The following is a 19,946-nucleotide window of genomic DNA, read 5'->3' on the forward strand; positions in this document are numbered from 1 at the left end:
TATCTTTGTGGGAAAGAATTAAAATGCAAAAAATAGAACACATCGGAATTGCTGTAAAATCGTTAGCTGAATCCAATCTCCTTTTTGAAGCTTTGCTGGGCGTGCCGTCTTATAAAGAGGAAGAAGTGAGTAGTGAAGGCGTAAAAACCTCTTTTTTTAGGAACGGCCCCAATAAGATTGAACTCTTAGAGGCTACCCGACCCGACAGTCCCATAGCAAAATTTATTGAGAAAAAAGGTGAAGGGATTCATCACATTGCTTTCGATGTGGCTGATATTGAAGCCGAAATGGAACGGTTAACCGCAGCAGGATTTGTATTGCTCAACGAGCAGCCTAAGCGCGGCGCAGATAATAAATTGGTGGTTTTTCTTCATCCCAAATCGACCAACGGTGTTTTGATTGAGTTGTGTCAAGACGCAGGGTGATGTTAACTCCAAAAAAGTATTGCAAGAAACTATAATTAATAGTAATATTGCATCGCTGAATGCTTGACGAATTACGATAAATTCATACCATAGCAAATAAACAGCCCATAGGTCCTATAGCTCAGTTGGTTAGAGCACCTGACTCATAATCAGGTGGTCCTTGGTTCGAGCCCAAGTGGGACCACGTTAAAGCCTTGCCTTTTCTGCAAGGCTTTTTTTATAGCGTTTAGGGCGAGCTCCGAAGTCTTGGAATTACCCCGAGAGGGACGATTCGGGGAGCCAATTAATAAATCGATTTCACTATAAATAAGAAATGTCAATTGAAGTAAAAAAAGGGTATAGATTTCATGGATATGACAATCCTTAGTCAATTTTGGTTGTAAATTTTATCCTCGGGCACAAACCAAAAACCTATTTTTTTCGTTATTACTAGGGAAGCATGATAAAGGCTACGATATTGTGAAATGTTTTACAACTCGTTTAAAATATGAAGTAAAAAATTTTGACAAAGCGTTTTTTTTTATACTTTTACGCCCTATGAAAATTGACCCATCGAAAGTAATTCTAATCACTCTAGCGATTTTGTGCGGTAATATAACCTTTGCAGCACCTAATCCGCCTGCGCCAATTCCACCACCACCACCAGGACTTCCGGTGGATGAAGGGTTGGTTTTTTTAGCCCTTTCGTCAGTTGCGTATGTATTATATAAATTCACACAATATAAAAAAGCTTCAAATTAATTTTTGAAGCTTTTCTTTTTTATTTAAACGAATTTCTAGGATTACTTTCCTATTTCATAGAGTCGAGCGACATATTTTCCAATAACATCAAACTCTAAATTGACAGGCGTGCCTATAGTAAAGGTGTGAAAATTCGTGTGTTCGTATGTGTAAGGAATAATGGCGACACTAAAAGCATTCTTTTTCGAATCAACTACGGTCAAACTAGTACCGTTTACAGTAATCGATCCCTTCTCGATAGTCACATTGTTGGTCTGCGCGTCATATTCAAAGGTAAAATACCAACTTCCTTCGGCTTCACGAATTGCTGTGCAGGTGCCTACTTGATCTATGTGTCCTTGAACAATGTGTCCGTCCAATCTGTCGCCTAATTTCATTGCGCGTTCGAGGTTCAATTTATCTCCAACTTTCCATTGCCCTACATTTGTTTTCAAAAGGGTTTCCTGAATAGCCGTTACGGTGTATTGATTGCCATCGATGGCGACTACGGTTAAACACACCCCGTTGTGGGCAACACTTTGGTCTATTTTAAGTTCGGAAGTAAGTTCGGAAGCCACCGTAATATGAAGGTTTTCCTGTTCTTTTACTAGTGCTGTTATGGTTCCAAGGGTTTCTATAATGCCTGTAAACATTTGTCGTTTTTATTTTCTAAATTTGTCCATCAAAAGTACGCATTTAAATCGACTTCATTTACCCATGAAAAAAGCGGAGAATATTATAGTAGGAATTGCAGTTGGAGATCTTAACGGGATTGGTTGTGAAGTGATTTTAAAAACCTTTGAAGACACTCGTATGTTGGAATTGTGTACGCCCGTTTTGTTTGCTAACGTTAAAGTAATTTCTTTTATCAAAAAAAGCATGCAGTCGGAGTTGCCGCTTCATGGGATTGACCGTTTGGATCAATTAATTGTTGGAAAAGTTAATGTACTTAATGTGTGGAAGGAATCGGTAGACATTCAGTTTGGACAATTGGATGATCAAGTGGGAAGCTATGCTATTAAATCGTTTGTAGCCGCCACCGAAGCTTTAAAAAGTGATGCTATAGATGTGTTGGTTACGGCACCCATCAACAAGTATTCGATACAATCGGAGGATTTTTCATTTCCTGGCCACACCGATTATCTCGATCAACAATTAGAGGGCAATGCCTTAATGTTGATGGTTCACGATCGATTGCGTGTAGGTTTGTTGACCGACCATGTTCCTGTTAATGAGGTATCGCAACACTTAACGCGCGAAAGGGTTCATCAAAAGATTCGAACGGTTTATGAAACCTTAAAACAAGATTTTCGCATCAATCGTCCAAAAATTGCGGTCCTTGGATTGAATCCTCATGCTGGGGATAATGGCGTTATTGGTAAAGAAGATCAAGAAATATTAAAACCTGAAATACAAAAATTGTTTGATCAAGGTGTGTTAGTGTTTGGGCCCTATTCCGCAGATGGCTTTTTTGGCTCGGGACAGCATGAAAAGTTTGATGCCGTAATTGCCTCCTATCACGACCAAGGGTTGATTCCTTTTAAAACGCTTTCTTTTGGTTCGGGAGTGAATTACACCGCGGGCTTGCATAAAATTCGCACCTCACCCGATCACGGAACAGCCTTTGAAATTGCGGGGAAAAATCAAGCAGATGCCACTTCTTTTAAAGAAGCAGTATACCTTGCTCTTGACATTTATAAGGCCCGTCATGAATATAAGGAATGGTCGAAAAACCCCTTAAAAATTAAAGAAAAACAGTTGGAATCAAAAAAAGGGCATTAAGGCTTTTGAATTTGATATAAATTTATATCTTTGCACTCCCAAAGTTGAGGCTTGCAGTTAGGCAAATTGGTGAAACGATGAAAGTTACAAATGAATTTTTAATTCCTTTTACAGGATTAAAATTGGGAAAACACCAATTTGACTATCAAATTAGCCAGAAGTTCTTTGAATCGTATGCGTATTGCGATTTTGAAAATTGTGCGGTAGACGTAAAAGTGGTTTTAGATAAAAAGTCAACTTTTATGGAGTTATCATTCAAACACAAAGGAACCGTTTTTGTTCCCTGCGATGTAACGGGTGAGAAGTTCGATTTACCTGTCAAAGGCGCTATCAAAGTGGTCGTTAAGTTCGGTGACGCATTTAACAATGAAAATGAGGAGCTTCTTATTTTGCCCCACGGTGAGCACCAAATTGATATTACGCAATATGTTTATGAGTTGATTGTGTTGTCGGTTCCCCAAAAAAGGGTTCATCCTGGCGTTAAAGACGGATCACTCAAAAACGAAGCCCTAGAAAAACTGTCTGTTACCTCGGTGAAAACCAAAGAAACAACACAAAAAGAAGAAAATATAGATCCCCGTTGGGATAAATTAAAACAACTATTAACGGATAAATAATATAAAAAATGGCACATCCTAAGAGAAGACAATCTGCGTCAAGAAGAGACAAAAGAAGAACGCACTACAAGGCTACTGCTGCGACTATCGCTACTTGCCCTGTAACTGGTGAGGCTCACTTGTATCACAGAGCATACTGGCATGAAGGTAAAATGTATTACAGAGGTCAAGTAGTTATTGATAAATCAGTAGCTGAGGCTTAATATATACGGTAAAAAATCCCTCAAACTCTCACTATGTGAGAGTTTTTTGTTTTTTACACCTTAAAAAGTATAACTCAATTATTTTTTGTAATTTCCACCCTCTGAAAGTGAATCCTTTTCAGAGTGCTATTAAACCAAACTATGAGTACAATTACAGCCGCTATTACTGCCGTAGGCGCTTATGTCCCCGAGTATGTTTTGTCCAATGAGGTGCTGGAGCAAATGGTAGATACCAACGATGAATGGATTACTACCCGCACCGGGATCAAAGAGCGCCGCTTGTTAAAAGAAGCGGGGAAAGGCACTTCTTATTTAGCCATCAAAGCGGCCCAAAATCTTTTTGAAAAAAACAATATTGATCCGTTAGAAATTGATTTAATTATCATGGCAACGGCAACACCGGATATGCCCGTAGCTTCAACTGGAGTATATGTGGCTTCTCAAATTGGTGCTGTTAATGCTTTTGCCTTTGATTTGTCAGCCGCTTGTTCAAGTTTTCTTTACGGAATGTCGACGGCTGCCGCTTATATTCAATCGGGGCGTTATAAAAAGGTGTTGTTAATTGGAGCCGATAAAATGTCTTCCATTATCGACTACACCGATCGAGCCACTTGTATCATTTTTGGTGATGGTGCGGGAGCTGTTTTGTTTGAACCCAACACTGAAGGCTTGGGGTTGCAAGATGAGTTTTTGCGCTCGGATGGAATCGGTCGAGAGTATTTAAAGATCGATGCGGGCGGTTCGATTTTGCCAGCTTCAAAAGATACGGTGGATAACGGACAGCATTTTGTATTTCAAGATGGGAAAACGGTCTTCAAATACGCCGTTTCTGGAATGGCAGACGTGAGTGAAAAAATCATGCAACGCAATAATTTGACCCATGACGATATTCATTGGTTGGTCGCCCATCAAGCCAACCGACGTATTATTGATGCTACGGCGCAACGCATGGGGTTGGATGAATCCAAAGTGTTGATTAATATTCAACGGTATGGAAATACAACTTCGGCCACCTTACCCTTGTTGTTGAGTGATTTTGAAAATCAATTAAAAAAAGGTGATAATCTAATTTTTGCTGCTTTTGGGGGTGGATTCACTTGGGGAGCCATTTACCTAAAATGGGCGTATAACAAACAATAAACGATAACTAAAACGAAAGAACTATGGATTTAAAAGAGATTCAAAATCTGATCAAATTCGTATCCAACTCGGGTGTTGCTGAGGTAAAATTGGAGACTGGCGATGTAAAAATTACCATCCGCACCACTTTAGAAGGAAATACTCCTGATATTACGTATGTACAATCTGCACCTGTGGCTCCTGTCATTTCTCAAGTGGCGGCTCCTGCTCCTGCAGCAGCTCCCGTATCGCCAGTCGCTCCTGCGGCTCCTGCGGCAGATGATGCAAAATATATTACCATCAAGTCACCTATGATAGGTACTTTTTACCGCAAACCCGCCCCCGACAAATCTCCATTTGTTGAAGTTGGTTCAACCATCGGTAAAGGAGATGTGTTGTGTGTGGTAGAAGCGATGAAATTATTCAATGAAATTGAATCGGAAGTATCGGGTAAAATCGTCAAAATATTAGTAGACGATATGTCTCCCGTAGAGTTTGATCAACCGCTATTCTTGGTCGATCCGTCTTAATTTGTAGCGATTTCCACACGACGAGGAATGCCTATGCCGTGTTTGAAATCTAGGTTTAATTTAAATTGAAACAGGATGTTCAAGAAAATATTAATCGCCAATAGAGGCGAAATCGCTTTGCGTGTGATTCGCACCTGTCGTGAGATGGGGATTAAAACCGTTGCGGTATATTCTACCGCGGATGCCGAAAGTTTACACGTGAAATTTGCCGATGAAGCGGTGTGTATCGGACCTGCGCCGAGCAACTTATCGTATTTGAAAATGTCCAATATCATCGCAGCAGCTGAAATCACGAATGCAGATGCGATTCACCCAGGATATGGATTCCTTTCTGAAAACGCTAAGTTTTCTAAAATTTGTCAGGAACATGGTATCAAATTTATTGGTGCCTCGCCAGAAATGATTGATAAAATGGGGGATAAAGCAACCGCTAAAGCTACTATGAAAGCAGCGGGAGTTCCTTGTGTGCCTGGTTCGGATGGAATTTTAGAGTCTCTAGAAGAAGCCAAAAAAGTAGCCAAAGAAATAGGGTATCCTGTAATGATGAAAGCTACAGCAGGCGGTGGAGGAAAAGGGATGCGTGCCATTTGGAAAGAAGAAGAGCTCGATAAAGCTTGGGAAAGTGCCCGATTAGAAGCTGCAGCTGCCTTCGGAAACGATGGGATGTATATGGAAAAATTGATTGAAGAGCCCCGTCATATTGAAATTCAAGTGGTTGGTGACTCCTATGGAAAAGCATGTCACTTATCTGAACGGGACTGTTCGGTGCAACGTCGTCACCAAAAATTAACCGAAGAAACCCCTTCTCCATTTATGACCGATGATTTGCGTCAGCGTATGGGGGATGCAGCGGTGAAAGCAGCAGAGTATATTCAGTATGAAGGTGCAGGAACGGTGGAGTTTTTGGTAGATAAGCACCGCAATTTCTACTTTATGGAAATGAATACCCGTATTCAAGTAGAACACCCAATTACCGAGCAAGTAATTGATTACGATTTGATTCGTGAGCAAATATTGGTTGCTGCTGGGGTGCCTATTTCAGGTAAAAACTACTTACCGCAATTGCATTCGATTGAATGTCGTATCAATGCAGAAGATCCGTATAATGATTTCCGTCCCTCGCCAGGTAAAATTACAGTTTTGCATGCGCCAGGAGGTCACGGAGTTCGTTTAGATACACACGTTTATGCAGGGTATACGATTCCGCCCAACTATGACTCCATGATAGCCAAGTTGATAACTACGGCACAAACCCGTGAAGAGGCAATCAACAAAATGAAGCGCGCATTGGATGAGTTTTACATTGAAGGCATTAAAACCACCATACCTTTCCACCGTCAGTTGATGGATGAACCGGATTATGTGGCCGGAAATTATACCACAAAATTCATGGAATCCTTTAAAATGAAAGATCCCAATTAAAAATAAAGCCACCTTTCGAGGTGGTTTTTTTTACCTTCTGCTGAAGATAGTTGCAAGTGGTTTAATGATACAATAAAAAAACCCGCTCCAATGGAACGGGTTGATTTATATTCTAATACGAAGTATTATGCTTTGAAGGGCTCAATAGATACAAATGATTTATTATCCCCTTTTTTCTGGAATTTTACAATTCCATCAACCTTAGCGTGTAGTGTATGGTCTTTCCCCATGTACACGTTTTCACCTGGATTGTGTTTTGAACCACGTTGTCTAACGATAATGTTACCTGCGATAGCCGCTTGGCCACCATAGATTTTTACACCAAGTCGTTTCGACTCTGATTCTCTACCGTTCTTGGAACTACCGACACCTTTCTTGTGAGCCATGATGTTTTGGTTTTATAAGTTATTATTCTTCAGTTTTTTTGGTTTTCTTCGGTGCTTTTGGTGCAGCATCCTCTGATTTTTCAGCTTTAGGCGCTTTTGCTTTTTTAGGCGCTTCTTCTGTAACTTCTACAGCAGGAGCAGCTTCTTTTTTAACCGCTTTTTTTGGACCTGTGGCTGCAATGCCTTCAATAATGATTTGGGTTAAAGCTTGACGGTGACCGTTTTTCTTTTTGTACCCTTTTCTACGTTTTTTCTTGAAAACGATTACTTTTTCACCTTTAAGGTGTTGTAAAATTTTGGCTTCTACGGAAGCACCTTCTATAGCTGGGGCGCCGATTGTAATTGTTCCGTTGTCGTCTAATAAAAGAACTTTTTCAAAAGAAACTTTTGAACCTTCTTCGTTCGCTAAACGGTGAACAAAAACTTTCTGGTCTTTGCTTACTTTGAATTGTTGCCCTGCTATCTCTACGATTGCGTACATAACAATAATGTTTAGTTAAAAATTTTAAGGATGCAAATATACAAATTAATTTCATTGAAACAAGCTAATTCTCAAAATAGTCGACCTTAGGATCAAAGGTTTAGATTGCAGTATAACTCGAGACGTAAAAAAATACAGAAACCCAATTAAAAAAATCTATTTTTGTGTAACAATATGACCATGGGTGTGACTTATGGGCATTCGATTTAACGCTGGGTTCAACCCCGAAAAAACAAACAACGAATTCTTATGAAAAAATCTTTAATCGCTTTAAGTTCATTGCTTATGCTTGGAGGTACAGCTCATGCTCAAAAAGTTGCTTTTGAAGAGTATGACTTAGACAACGGAATGCATGTCATTCTCCACAACGACCCTTCGGCGCCTGTAGTGATTACCTCGGTAATGTATCATGTAGGAGCCAAAGACGAAAACCCAGAACGTACAGGTTTTGCCCACTTTTTTGAGCACTTACTGTTCGAAGGGACTCAAAACATTAAACGAGGGGAATGGTTCAAAATCGTTACCGGTAATGGGGGGACAAACAATGCCAATACCACTGATGACCGTACGTATTATTTTGAAGTTTTTCCTTCTAATAACCTTGAGTTAGGCTTATGGATGGAATCAGAGCGATTGATGCATCCTGTAATTAACCAAATTGGAGTTGATACTCAAAATGAAGTGGTTAAAGAAGAGAAGCGTTTGCGCGTAGACAATCAGCCTTATGGGCAATTGATTGCTGAGGTAAAGAAAAATATGTTTGTGAAACACCCGTATCGTTGGGCTACCATTGGTTCTATGGAGCATTTGGATGCGGCTACTTTGGAAGAGTTTCAAGCTTTCAACAAAAAGTTTTATACCCCAAACAATGCCGTTTTGGTAGTGGCGGGGCAAATTGATATTGCGCAAACGAAAGCTTGGATTCAAAAGTATTTTGGACCCATTCCTCGTGGGGAAGAGGTGAAGCGTCAGAAGTTTGAAGAGGCACCGATTACGCAAGAAATCCGCGCTACGTATGAAGATCCCAACATCCAGAAACCCATGGTGGTGGCTTCGTACAGAACCCCTTCCATGAAGTCACGTGATGCTCGTGTATTGGACATGATTTCAACGTATTTAAGCGATGGAAACAGTTCCAAATTGTACAAGAAAATTGTCGATGATAAAAAAATGGCTTTACAAATCGGAGCTTTTAATTATTCACAAGAAGATTATGGAATGTACATTCTTTATGGAATGCCTCAAGGGGATACTACATTGGCGCAGTTGGTAAAAGAAATGGATGAGGAAATTGTGAAATTGCAAAACGAACTTATTTCGGAGAACGATTATAAGAAGTTGCAAAATAAAATTGAAAACAATTACGTAAACAACAATTCTAGTGTTGAAGGGGTAGCTGAAAATTTGGCGTCTTACTATATGTTGTATGGCGATGTTAATTTAATCAATACCGAAATCGAAATGTATCGCTCTATTACACGAGAAGAAATTCGTGACATTGCCAAAAAGTATTTGAATCCCAACCAGCGTTTAATTCTGGATTATGTTCCAGCCAAAGACAAAGCAGACGCTAAATAATTGAATTATCATGAGAAAATCTATTATACTTTTATCAGGCTTGTTTCTGACATTCATTATGCAAGCACAAGACAGACCTCAACCACAGCCTGGACCGGCACCAAAAATTAGTATCAAAAAACCAGAAACGTTTACGCTTCCCAACGGATTAAAGGTGATGGTGGTAGAAGATCACAAATTACCTCGCGTTTCCTTTAGTTTGACTATTGATAATGCACCGTATGCTGAAGGCAATAAAAAAGGAATTGACGATTTGACTAGCAGTTTGATGGGAATGGGTTCTACCAAAACCCCAAAAGATGCGTTCAATGAAGAAGTTGACTTTTTAGGAGCCGACATTAGTTTCAGTTCTAGTGGTGCTTATGCTAGTGGTTTGTCTAAATATTCGAAGCGCATTTTAGAATTGATGGCCGAAGGATCTTTGATGCCTAATTTCACGCAAGAAGAGTTTGAAAAAGAAAGCGATAAATTAATCGAAGGGTTAAAAACACAAGAGAAAAGTGTTCCTGCTGTGGCTGGTCGCGTTGAAAATGTATTGGTTTACAGCAAGAATCATCCTGCGGGAGAATATTTGTCAGAGGAAACCATTAAAAATGTAACCTTAGACGACATCAAGAAAAATTATGTGACCTATTTTGTGCCTTCTCGTGCGTATTTGGTCATCATTGGTGATGTAAAATTTAAAGAAACCAAGAAGTTAGTCGAAAAATTATTTGGCTCATGGACCAAAGCTACAGCGCCTGCGGTTACGTATACCCAGCCTAGTAATGTTCAGTACACGCAACTCAATTTCGTCGATATGCCCAACGCAGTGCAATCGGAGATTTCGGTAGTTAATACTGTGAACTTGAAATTGTCTGATCCTGACTTTTTCCCTGTTATCGTGGCGAATCAAGTGTTAGGAGGTGATTTTAATAGTTATTTAAACATGAATTTGCGTGAAGCCCATGGTTGGACGTATGGCGCCCGTTCCAATGTAGGGTCAAATAAGTACATGATGAGCAAATTCAAAGCAAACACCCAAGTACGTAATTCGGTTACGGATAGTGCTGTGGTTGAAATCATGAAAGAAATCAAACGTATTCGCACTGAAAAAGTGACCGATGAGGCACTTCGAAATGTGAAAGCTGGCTATATCGGTCGTTTCGTAATGCAAGTTGAAAAGCCGCAAACCGTAGCGCGATATGCTTTAAACATTGAAACCGAAAGTTTACCTGCCGATTTTTATGAAAATTACATCAAAAATATTGAGGCAGTAACTGCAGAAGATGTCATGCGTGTCATGAATAAATACGTATTGGCCGATAACTTACGCATTATCATTACAGGGAAAGCGGCTGAAGTTGTACCTGCTTTAGAAAAGTTGAAAATTCCAATGTTCTTCTTTGATAAGTTTGGTAACCCAACAGAAAAGCCAAAAATGAAAATGCCAGTTCCTGCTGGGGTAACGGTAAAAACGGTTTTGGATAAATACATGGCCGCCATTGGAGGCGAAAAAGCAGTAATGGCTGTAAAATCAATCGCGGTAAATGGAACATCAGAAATTGAAGGTGCTCCCGCTCCATTAGCGTATGTTTCTAAAAAAGATAGCAAAGGACGCACGTTGATGAAATTAGAACTTACAGGGATGATGGAGTTGTCCAAACAAGTTATAGGGGATAAATCGGGGTATTCTGCAGGTCAAGGCCAGAAAAAAGAAATGACCGCAGAGGAATTTGCAGATAAAAAAGTATTGGCGGGTACCTTTGAAGAATTAGGCTTGGCTAAGAAAACCGATGTGGTTTTAGATGGAATCGAACCCTTTAATGGCGTGGATGCTTACGCATTGAAAAGTGGTAAAACAATCTATTATTACGATGTGAAAACGGGATTGCGTGTGGGTTCAACAACAACACAAGAGCGCAATGGACAGCAAATGACCTCTTCCATTTTATTGTCGGATTATAAAGATGTAAAAGGAGTTAAAGTACCTTATATTATTGTACTTTCTCAAGGAGGTCGTGATTTAGAAATCAAAGTTTCGGATGTAAAAATCAACGAAGGAGTTACCGACGCTGATTTTCAATAAACTAAAAGCTTTTATAACAAGAAGGCTGTTCTTTGGAGCAGCCTTTTTTATTTTTTACTCGAGAGGTAAACACCAATCAATATGATCAGTGCCCCAATGCCCTGTACTGCGGTCAATTTTTCGCCATCAACCATACCCCAACACACGGCAACCACCGGAATTAAATAGGTTACAGAAGTGGCAAAAACAGGAGAAGAGATTTGAATTAATTTGTAAAAAAGAATGTTAGCTATTCCTGTTCCAATTACGCCCAAAATCATAATGTAAAGCAACGCTTCTTGGGTAGCAGGTGCCATAATAATTTCCTGAATGTTGGTACTCAACAGAATGGCTAATGCGGGGAATAGCATGACCAAAAAGTTACCGGTAGTAATGCTTAACGGTTTCACATCAGAAAGGTGTTTTTTGATCAAATTCACATTGGTTGCATAACAAAATGAAGCAATAAGCACCAACACCGTATACATATAATTTTGATTGGGGTATGAAAGGGCTCCGTCGATAATGAGTAACAGTGTTCCTGAAAATCCGATGATTACCCCGAAAATCTGACTGCGTTTAAAGGTAAGTCCAAAGGCAAATGCTCCTAAAATAAGCGTGTTTAGGGGAGTCAAGGAATTTAGGATGGAACTCACAGCGCTGCTGATTTGTGTTTGCGCAATGGCAAAAAGAAAAGCCGGAATAAAGGTGCCAAACAATGAAGTAAGTGCAATAAATTTCCATTGATAATGGCGAATGTCTTTTAAACTCTGAAAGCCAATTAAGAGTAAAAAAAGGGCAGAAAACACGATTCGAGCGGCTCCCAATTGAAGTGGCGACAAGCCCAACAATCCTCTTTTTATCAAAATAAATGAACTTCCCCATGTAAGCGCTAGGATGATGAGGAATAACCATTTTACTTGTTGTTGGGTCATAGCAAAGATGTTAAGGTTTGCAAAATTGGGATTATTTTATGAATGCTGGTATAAAAAAAAATTTATTTTTGTTTGCAATTCAAAGAAATTACCATGAAAATATCCTCTGCATTCAGTATCCTAGCGGCTATGGTTTTGACATTAACCGCTTGTAAACAAGAGATCGCTGCTGCTCCAAACGGCAAAGACGTTGCTAGTACAGCCAAAACGCCTGCTACCAAACCTGAAACGGCTTCTTTGCAAATTGATGGAATGACTTGTGCCATTGGGTGTGCCAAAACGATTGAAGAAAAGCTTGTAGAAATGCCTGGTGTTCAAGAGGCGAAAGTCGATTTTGAAACCAAAAAAGCGGTCGTGTATTTTGATGCCGATCAACTTTCAGGTACTGAATTAAAATCGGCTATTGAATCCTGTGCCGATGGTAAAACGTACAAAGTCACCGATATGAAAGTGGCTAAAAAAAGTTAACAACTTACTTAATTATACTCTTCCCAAGGATTCCATTTCTACTGGAATCCTTTTTTTTATTTCCATTTTAAAGATTCCATCAAGGATTGCATGTCATTTTTAATATAATCGGCGGCAGGCATAATCGAGTCAAAATTAGGGCGCGCATAAAAATACATAGAGCCACTTAAAAAATGGCGGGTGCTGTCGGTCACATAGAATTGTGCATTAGTAGCAGCATTCCCACCCACGCGATAAAACATACCATATACCTTGTCTTTGGCGTTCATAAAAGGTTGTTCCAATATATTATCGGCTTTAATTACATGTTTATAAGTAAGCTTTTGCGTGTCGCGTAACAATTGTTCTAAATTTCCTTGAATCGGTTTATACGTAAGAAATAGCGTTGCCTTCATTTTGGGATACGTGATCGTAAACGAGCAGTCGCCTTTTTCCTTAATTAGTGCTTCTTTATTTCGAGCAAATGATAAAGGGCAAGGGCCGTTGTAGGAAGTGTAAGCGGCCATAGGATACTCCAAACGCAAATGACCAGGCGGTTTTGGAATGGTTTCTTCTTTGCAACTCGAAGTGCAAAACAAGAGCAAAGTCAAAAAAAAACCAAAGCTATAAAAGCGATGGTGCGCCGAGAAAATGGAGGTATAATGGTTCATCTAATGATTATAATTATAGGTGCACAAAGGTATCATTTAGCTACGACAATTTATTCTTTTTATCAAAGGGGTTAACGCTAAGCTAGTCGTATTATTTTAAAAATAGAGAATGTAAGTTGAAAATATAGAAAGACACCAGCAGATTCTAGTGTTTATGAAAAAAAGAACTGCAATTGCTTTTTGGGTTGTTTTGTAGAAACAATATTATATTCTCACAACGGGAATATAATCCAAGAAGCAACTGCAGTTTGACTTTTTACCCTTTTAATGCAATACATTAAAACGGAGTGGTTTAGAAAGGCATATCGTTTTCAACATGCGAGCTTGGCGTTTCATAGCTAGCATTTCTAGGTTCGTGGTTGGGTACCGCACGGCTTTCTAAATCTTTTTTCACATTTAGAAATGTAAACTCAGTCACCTGAATTTCTGTAGTGTATTTAGTAATACCCTCCTCGGTAGTCCATTGACGCGATTTGATACGCCCTTCGACATAAATTTTATCGCCTTTGGATAAAAAGCGTTCGCAGATTTCAGCTGCTTTGTTGCGTACAACCAAATTGTGCCATTCGGTTGATGTAATTTTTTCGTTAGTGGATTTATTGATATAAATCTCGTTTGTTGCTAATGGAAAGCGTCCAATGCAATTACCGCCTTCGAAATAGTGCATTTTAACATCATCCCCCAGATGACCAATCAGCATAACTTTGTTAAGTGTCCCGTTCATAATTAAATTGGCGTGTTTATATCACACAAAAATACGAATTAATACCTAATACGTCTTAATAAAATTATAAATTACTATTGGAAAAGGGTAATCCTCAAGAGATTCTCTTGGAACTCCAGTCGCCAATTCTTTATTAAGACTAATCTTATAAAAACGAATGTACAAATTTTGATGAGAAAGTTTATGTAAAATGGCTGTTTTATTCATTTCAACTATAGAATTGATGGTTTCACTAGGCCAAATGGATTCTATTTTTTGTTGTAAATCCTCCCAAGATGAGGATGAGATAGTTTCAATTAATGGGAATTGGTAGAGGTTGTGCCATATGCCTTTTTCCGTTCTTTTTTCAAGCAAAATCTTACGTTGTGGGTCTTCAACAACAAGGTAATGGAAGTAGCGGTCGGTCACTTTAGTTTTTTTAGTTTTTACAGGCAATTCATCTACTTTTTGATCACGATAAGCAATGCAGCTCCACTGAAGAGGACATTGGTGGCATTGCGGATTTTTGGGTGTGCATTGTAGGGCTCCAAATTCCATGAGTGCTTGATTGAATTGAGCGGGGCGCTTGGGGTCCAATAGTGTATTGGCTAAGGCAGAAAATTCCTTTTGAGCGGAAGTAGAGGCGATATCTGTTTCTATCCCAAAAAAGCGTGCTAACACCCGATAAACATTTCCATCGACCACAGCTACGGGTTCGTCAAACGCAATAGAAGCAATAGCGGCAGCGGTATAGGCTCCGATGCCTTTGAGTTTTAGGAGTTCGTGATAAGTTGTTGGAAATTGACCATGGTAATCAAAGGCAACTTGTTTGGCGGTATGATGAAGGTTCCTAGCCCGAGAATAATACCCTAGCCCTTGCCATAGTTTGAGCACTTGTTCTTCGGAGGCTTTGGCTAAATCGACTACTGTAGGAAAGGCTTCAAGAAAGCGCAAATAATACGGTGTGGCTTGAGCGACGCGGGTTTGTTGCAGCATGATTTCTGAGAGCCAAATACAATAAGGGTCGCGTGTTTGACGCCAAGGGAGATCGCGTTGGTTTTCTAAATACCAAAGTAATAGTGAGTTAGTAAATTCCATGGATAATTTGAGTTTAACAAAAGTATAACTTTATGTATTTAAATTTTAATAGATTATACTTGAAAATTTGTTTTTTTAATTCCTATATTTGCACTCTCAAAAATTTACACATAATTATTAAATACGAAAGAAAATGACGAAAGCAGATATCGTAGCGAAGATTTCAGAGAAATTAGGTCTTGAAAAAGGAGATGTTCAATCTACTGTAGAAGCATTGATGGAAGAAGTAAAGGCTTCATTAGAGAACGGAGACAATGTATACCTAAGAGGATTCGGTAGCTTCATCATCAAAACAAGAGCAGAGAAAACGGGTAGAAATATTTCCAAAAATACTACCATCAAAATTCCAGCCCACAACATTCCTGCCTTTAAGCCAGCTAAAGTATTTGTTGAAGGTGTAAAAGCTAAAACTGAAGTTACAGTCTAAAAATATTTATTAATCACTAACAAATTAACCTATGCCAAGCGGTAAAAAAAGAAAAAGACATAAGGTTGCGACGCATAAACGTAAGAAAAGAGCGAGAGCAAACCGTCATAAAAAGAAAAAGTAGTTTTTAACTACTTTTTTCTTTTTTCACGTTCCTTGAAATTACGGGAAAAACTTAAAAAAATTCGAAATAAATACCGTTTTTTGGGTTGTTTTACGTTGCAAACCTAAACAATAGTTAATTTTTTTTTCATTTTTCCCAACGGGTAAACAACCTGTATAAATGTTTAATCCATCCTAAAATTGGTCTTTAATGATCTGTTCCGGGATAAAAATTTACATCATGAATAAAGAACTTATCATCCGAAAGGGTGACGATGCTGTAGATTTTGCCTTATTAAAAGATGGAAAACTCATTGAATTACACAAAGAAGAAGAAGATCGAAGCCAATTTTTGGTAGGCGATATTTTTATTGCCAAAATTCGAAAACCAGTCCCAGGACTCAACGCAGCCTTCGTTAACGTTGGATTCGAGAAAGATGCATTTTTGCATTATCATGATTTGGGACCCAATCTCACTTCTTATTTGAAATTCATTAAACTTGTAAGCACAGGTAAATTAAAAGATTTCTCCCTAAAAAACTTTCCGTTTGAAAAAGAGATTGATAAAAATGGTGCTATAGCCGATGTGTTGAGCGCCAATCAATCGGTACTAGTTCAAGTGGTCAAAGAACCCATTTCCACCAAAGGACCGCGCATCAGCTCTGAGCTGTCGTTTGCCGGACGTTATTTGGTGTTAGTGCCGTTCTCCGATCGGGTTTCGGTTTCACAAAAAATCAATTCTCGAGAAGAAAAAGACCGACTTAAAAAATTAGTTACCGCCGTCAAACCGAAAGGATTTGGTGTTATTGTGAGAACAGTAGCCGAAGGCAAATCAACAGCCGAACTCGAAAAAGACTTGCAAAATCTGATGAACAGATGGATTGCAATGTGCAAACGATTACCTACGGCACATCATCCGTCGAAAGTGTTGAGCGAACTTACCAAAGTTTCTTCGATGCTTAGAGACATTTTCAACGATACCTTCACGGGAATCACCGTTGATGATGAAGTGTTGTACCAACAAACCAAGGACTATTTAGCCGAAATAGCGCCGGAGAAACAAAAAATTGTGAAGCTTTATCAAGCCGTCGATCATCCGATTTTTGAACGGTTTCATATTGAACGACAAATCAAAACTTCCTTTGGGAAAACGGTTTCCATGAGTAAAGGAGCCTATTTGATTATCGAACATACGGAAGCGCTCCATGTCATTGATGTGAATAGTGGCAACCGCTCCAATAAAGCAACCAGTCAAGAAGGCACCGCTATGGAAGTCAATTTGATTGCAGCTTCAGAAATTGCGAGACAGTTGCGACTGCGCGATATGGGTGGGATTATTGTGATTGATTTTATTGATATGCAAAATCCTGAAAATCGCAAAGTCCTCTATGATCATCTCAAAGCAGAAATGAGCGATGACAAAGCAAAACACAAAATTTTGCCTCCGAGTAAATTCGGATTGGTCCAAATTACACGACAACGGGTGCGACCTGAAGTCAACATTAAAACACAGGAAGAAGATCCTAGCCAAGGATCACAAGGCGAAGTCGATGCGCCCATTTTGTTAATCGACCGCATTGCTTCCGATATTGAACGATTAAAAGACAGTCAAAATAAGTTGGTGCTTAATGCCCATCCTTTTGTGGCTGCCTACCTTACCAAAGGTTTTCCATCTTTACGTTTGAAGTGGTTCTTCGAACATAAAAAATGGGTGAAAATCATACCTCGTGATGCTTACACGTACCTCGAATACCGTTTCTTTAACGAAGAAGGAAACGAGATTAAAGAATAAAGAAAAACCGTCTTTCTACCTGAAGGGCGGTTTTTTTATTTTTAGGGCAGCTATTCCGGCTTTCGGCTGTATCTCCCTCCTTCGTCGGGAGGATGCCGCTTCAATCCGGGCTGCAAGCTGCTATCAATCGCGTATCAACTCAACTTTACGCTTTATTTCATTCCCTTTGTCATCCACCACCGTCACCCGATGTACCCCCGTTTGAGCCGTGATCTGCATTTCGTGAAAGGTTTGGGTCGTTCCCAAATAACGGTTGTCTACATACCAATATAATTTCGCTTCACTGTTGGAATGCGCCACTTTAAAAACTACCGGCTGCATCACCCCATTGAAGTTCTTCGTCAAGTAAATTTTACTTGTCGCCCTCGGATAAATAAAATCCATTTGTACCTGCGCTTCACCCACACAATCCGGTCGAAAGGGCGGTAAAGGTTGGTAATCTATATGCAAACTTTTGTAATACCATTCCCAAACAGGTGGTAACACAAACCATTTTTTATTTACCATTCGATCGACCGATTCACAATTGCTGTTTACGCGAAACTGTTCGGTTGGGTCCAAATGCACCAATTTATGATACGGGCACACTTTGGTTTTTAACCCTTTTAAAGGGATCCATTGTTTTGATTTCGGACAGTCGTCTTGGGCAATATGGCCACTTTGAATACAGATATCCGCTTGTTCCAAATCATTCAATGGCGCTTTAAACCAACCTGATTTGGGTAAGGTGTTGAACACATCAAACAAAATCGGAGCCGCACTGTCTACCCCTGTCAACTCAGGCCGTCCTTCTCCTGAAGCATTGCCCACCCAAACGCCCACCACATAGCGCGAATTGGTTCCAATTGCCCAGGCGTCCCGGTTCCCAAAACTGGTTCCTGTTTTCCATGCAATCGGTAAAGCGGAATCATAAAATTTCCAAGCCTCATCGCCTTCGGGACGATTGACTTCTTTCATCGCATTGTAGGTCAAATAAATCGAACCCGCTCCATAAATCGTTTTGTCATAGGAATCCAATCCAAAATCGTGTTCAAATCCTTGGATGAAATTCAAGTCAGTAAATTCATTGGAACGGTATTTTTTGGTTCGGTTGTAATAATTTAAGGTTGATGTCATATTCGCATATGTCTTCGTTAAATCCCATAAATTACTTTCGGCGCCGCCCAAAATCAAGGACAACCCATAATGATCGGGGTGTTTGTTAATGTTTTTTTGTCCCAGTTTTTGTAACGTTTCATAAAACTTCGGGATACCGTGTTCTTGCAACATCAATACCGCTGGAATATTTAAAGAACGCGATAAAGCACGCTGTGCAGGAACCGCACCGTCAAAGGTTTGGTTAAAGTTTTGTGGAGCATAACCCGAGATTTGCGTTGGAATATCAGCTACTAAGGTGTTGGGTAAGAGTTCGCCTTCATCCAACATTGAAGCAAATAACAAGGGTTTTAAAATACTTCCCGTACTTCGTGGCGCTCCAATGATATCTACATCTTTTCCGTGTTGCGGGTCGGTAGGCGCATTGCCAACATAACTCACAATATTGCGGTTTTGCACGTCGATCACAATCACCGCCAAATTATGAACTTCGTTTTGTTTGTATTGGTTATAATAATAACTCGCAATCTGATTCACCCGATTTTGCAAAGGCAACTCAATCGTTGTGGTCATGCGCTCACCCGGATGTTTTTTAACTACCCGTTCTAATAAATGGGGTGCCAACTGCGGTAAATCATAGGGTTTTTGAGGTAAGGGTTCTTTGAGCGCCAATTCGTAAGTAAGCTGGTCGATCTCTTTATTCTGATACAATTTTAACAATAATGCATTGCGTTTTTTCAACAGTTTCTCTTGATTCTTTCCAGGGTAAATCAGTCGAGGCGCATTAGGTAGTACTGCCAATGTTGCACTTTCAGCCCACGATAGTTGATGCGCCTGAACCCCAAAATACCGCCAAGAGGCCATTTCCAATCCCACCACATTTCCACCAAAAGGCGCATGCGCTGCATAGAGTTCGAGTATCGTATCCTTAGAATGGCGAAACTCCAATCGCGTCGCCAACACGATTTCTTTCATTTTTTCCCAATAGGTGCGGTCTTGATTATTTCGTGATAAACGAATAACTTGTTGGGTCAACGTACTGCCACCGCGGACTACTTTTCCTGTCGCCCGGTTTTGTTGCACTGCTTTGTACATGGCTACTAGATTGAATCCCCAATGCTGATAAAAATGTTCGTCTTCATAATAGACAATACATTTTTTAAATTTTTCAGGGACACTATCCTTTGCAGGAAAACGCCATTGTCCATCGGTTGCTATTTTGGCCGCCAACAATTGTCCGTCATTACTCTCAATAACGGTTGAGTAGGGGACATGAAACAGCGTACGTGGCAATGAAAAATAATACACTACTAGTACTATAAAAAGCACTGCCGATTTTTTAGGATTTTTTAGGATACGGACTTTT

Annotated in this window: 20 protein-coding genes and 1 tRNA gene; 13 read left to right on the forward strand and 8 right to left on the reverse strand. The window is 39.7% G+C overall.

Annotated elements, in window-relative coordinates; all coding sequences use genetic code 11:
* Positions 1 to 23 precede the first annotated feature (23 nt).
* Both mce and Q0037_RS07530 read left to right on the forward strand, forming a co-directional pair.
* Positions 24 to 425 carry a methylmalonyl-CoA epimerase gene (gene mce, locus Q0037_RS07525; protein WP_297517030.1) on the forward strand — a complete coding sequence of 134 codons (402 nt, stop codon included), beginning with the start codon at positions 24 to 26 and terminating at the stop codon, positions 423 to 425.
* Between the two features lie 110 nt (positions 426 to 535).
* Positions 536 to 609, forward strand: a tRNA-Ile gene (locus Q0037_RS07530).
* A gap of 598 nt (positions 610 to 1,207) precedes the next feature.
* Here Q0037_RS07530 and Q0037_RS07535 read toward each other — a convergent pair.
* Complete coding sequence (locus Q0037_RS07535; protein ID WP_297517031.1) at positions 1,208 to 1,798, reverse strand: riboflavin synthase; 591 nt, start codon at positions 1,796 to 1,798, stop codon at positions 1,208 to 1,210.
* A gap of 64 nt (positions 1,799 to 1,862) precedes the next feature.
* Here Q0037_RS07535 and pdxA point away from each other — a divergent pair, with 64 nt between their 5' ends.
* The 6 genes from pdxA to accC all read left to right on the forward strand — a co-directional run bounded on the left by pdxA (position 1,863) and on the right by accC (position 6,818).
* On the forward strand, positions 1,863 to 2,927 hold the full coding sequence (pdxA, locus tag Q0037_RS07540; RefSeq protein WP_297517032.1) for a 4-hydroxythreonine-4-phosphate dehydrogenase PdxA: 1,065 nt from the start codon (positions 1,863 to 1,865) through the stop codon (positions 2,925 to 2,927).
* Positions 2,928 to 3,004: 77 nt separating this feature from the next.
* Positions 3,005 to 3,544, forward strand: a complete 540-nt coding sequence (locus Q0037_RS07545; protein WP_297517033.1) for a DUF177 domain-containing protein — start codon at positions 3,005 to 3,007, stop codon at positions 3,542 to 3,544.
* Positions 3,545 to 3,552: 8 nt separating this feature from the next.
* The gene (rpmF, locus tag Q0037_RS07550; RefSeq protein WP_073361890.1) at positions 3,553 to 3,747 is read left to right on the forward strand and encodes a 50S ribosomal protein L32; all 195 of its coding nucleotides are present in this window, start codon (positions 3,553 to 3,555) and stop codon (positions 3,745 to 3,747) included.
* 141 nt (positions 3,748 to 3,888) lie between these two features.
* Positions 3,889 to 4,887 (forward strand): beta-ketoacyl-ACP synthase III, encoded by a 999-nt coding sequence (locus Q0037_RS07555; protein WP_297517034.1) that lies wholly within the window; start codon positions 3,889 to 3,891, stop codon positions 4,885 to 4,887.
* A gap of 23 nt (positions 4,888 to 4,910) precedes the next feature.
* Complete coding sequence (accB, locus tag Q0037_RS07560; protein ID WP_297517035.1) at positions 4,911 to 5,396, forward strand: acetyl-CoA carboxylase biotin carboxyl carrier protein; 486 nt, start codon at positions 4,911 to 4,913, stop codon at positions 5,394 to 5,396.
* 75 nt (positions 5,397 to 5,471) lie between these two features.
* Positions 5,472 to 6,818, forward strand: a complete 1,347-nt coding sequence (gene accC, locus Q0037_RS07565) for an acetyl-CoA carboxylase biotin carboxylase subunit (RefSeq protein WP_297517036.1) — start codon at positions 5,472 to 5,474, stop codon at positions 6,816 to 6,818.
* Between the two features lie 125 nt (positions 6,819 to 6,943).
* Here the strand turns inward: accC and rpmA are convergent, their stop codons facing one another.
* Positions 6,944 to 7,204: a 50S ribosomal protein L27 gene (gene rpmA / locus Q0037_RS07570; RefSeq protein ID WP_297517037.1), complete on the reverse strand. Its 261-nt coding sequence runs from the start codon at positions 7,202 to 7,204 to the stop codon at positions 6,944 to 6,946.
* Between the two features lie 22 nt (positions 7,205 to 7,226).
* Complete coding sequence (rplU, locus tag Q0037_RS07575) at positions 7,227 to 7,685, reverse strand: 50S ribosomal protein L21 (RefSeq protein ID WP_297517038.1); 459 nt, start codon at positions 7,683 to 7,685, stop codon at positions 7,227 to 7,229.
* 249 nt (positions 7,686 to 7,934) lie between these two features.
* Between rplU and Q0037_RS07580 the strand changes: the two genes are divergently transcribed.
* Both Q0037_RS07580 and Q0037_RS07585 read left to right on the forward strand, forming a co-directional pair.
* Positions 7,935 to 9,263, forward strand: coding sequence for a pitrilysin family protein (locus Q0037_RS07580; RefSeq protein ID WP_297517039.1), 1,329 nt, complete (start codon positions 7,935 to 7,937; stop codon positions 9,261 to 9,263).
* 10 nt (positions 9,264 to 9,273) lie between these two features.
* Positions 9,274 to 11,331 carry a pitrilysin family protein gene (locus Q0037_RS07585; protein WP_297517040.1) on the forward strand — a complete coding sequence of 686 codons (2,058 nt, stop codon included), beginning with the start codon at positions 9,274 to 9,276 and terminating at the stop codon, positions 11,329 to 11,331.
* Between the two features lie 47 nt (positions 11,332 to 11,378).
* Here the strand turns inward: Q0037_RS07585 and Q0037_RS07590 are convergent, their stop codons facing one another.
* Entirely contained in the window at positions 11,379 to 12,245 is an 867-nt protein-coding gene (locus tag Q0037_RS07590; protein WP_297517041.1) for a DMT family transporter, read from the reverse strand.
* A 93-nt stretch (positions 12,246 to 12,338) separates the two neighbouring features.
* Here Q0037_RS07590 and Q0037_RS07595 point away from each other — a divergent pair, with 93 nt between their 5' ends.
* The gene (locus tag Q0037_RS07595) at positions 12,339 to 12,713 is read left to right on the forward strand and encodes a heavy-metal-associated domain-containing protein (protein WP_297517042.1); all 375 of its coding nucleotides are present in this window, start codon (positions 12,339 to 12,341) and stop codon (positions 12,711 to 12,713) included.
* A gap of 56 nt (positions 12,714 to 12,769) precedes the next feature.
* Here Q0037_RS07595 and gldD read toward each other — a convergent pair whose 3' ends face one another.
* From gldD to mutY, 3 genes are all read right to left on the reverse strand, one after another.
* Positions 12,770 to 13,363: a gliding motility lipoprotein GldD gene (gldD, locus tag Q0037_RS07600; protein ID WP_297517043.1), complete on the reverse strand. Its 594-nt coding sequence runs from the start codon at positions 13,361 to 13,363 to the stop codon at positions 12,770 to 12,772.
* Between the two features lie 292 nt (positions 13,364 to 13,655).
* Positions 13,656 to 14,087, reverse strand: coding sequence for a single-stranded DNA-binding protein (locus Q0037_RS07605; protein ID WP_297517044.1), 432 nt, complete (start codon positions 14,085 to 14,087; stop codon positions 13,656 to 13,658).
* Between the two features lie 45 nt (positions 14,088 to 14,132).
* The gene (gene mutY / locus Q0037_RS07610; RefSeq protein ID WP_297517045.1) at positions 14,133 to 15,164 is read right to left on the reverse strand and encodes an A/G-specific adenine glycosylase; all 1,032 of its coding nucleotides are present in this window, start codon (positions 15,162 to 15,164) and stop codon (positions 14,133 to 14,135) included.
* A 133-nt stretch (positions 15,165 to 15,297) separates the two neighbouring features.
* Between mutY and Q0037_RS07615 the strand changes: the two genes are divergently transcribed.
* Both Q0037_RS07615 and Q0037_RS07620 read left to right on the forward strand, forming a co-directional pair.
* Entirely contained in the window at positions 15,298 to 15,591 is a 294-nt protein-coding gene (locus Q0037_RS07615) for an HU family DNA-binding protein (RefSeq protein WP_073361914.1), read from the forward strand.
* Positions 15,592 to 15,934: 343 nt separating this feature from the next.
* Positions 15,935 to 17,485, forward strand: a complete 1,551-nt coding sequence (locus Q0037_RS07620) for an Rne/Rng family ribonuclease (RefSeq protein ID WP_297517046.1) — start codon at positions 15,935 to 15,937, stop codon at positions 17,483 to 17,485.
* Between the two features lie 123 nt (positions 17,486 to 17,608).
* Here the strand turns inward: Q0037_RS07620 and pbpC are convergent, their stop codons facing one another.
* Complete coding sequence (gene pbpC / locus Q0037_RS07625) at positions 17,609 to 19,909, reverse strand: penicillin-binding protein 1C (protein WP_297517047.1); 2,301 nt, start codon at positions 19,907 to 19,909, stop codon at positions 17,609 to 17,611.
* Positions 19,910 to 19,946: the final 37 nt, after the last annotated feature.

Source organism: Flavobacterium sp., assembly GCF_027482425.1.
Classification (GTDB): domain Bacteria; phylum Bacteroidota; class Bacteroidia; order Flavobacteriales; family Flavobacteriaceae; genus Flavobacterium.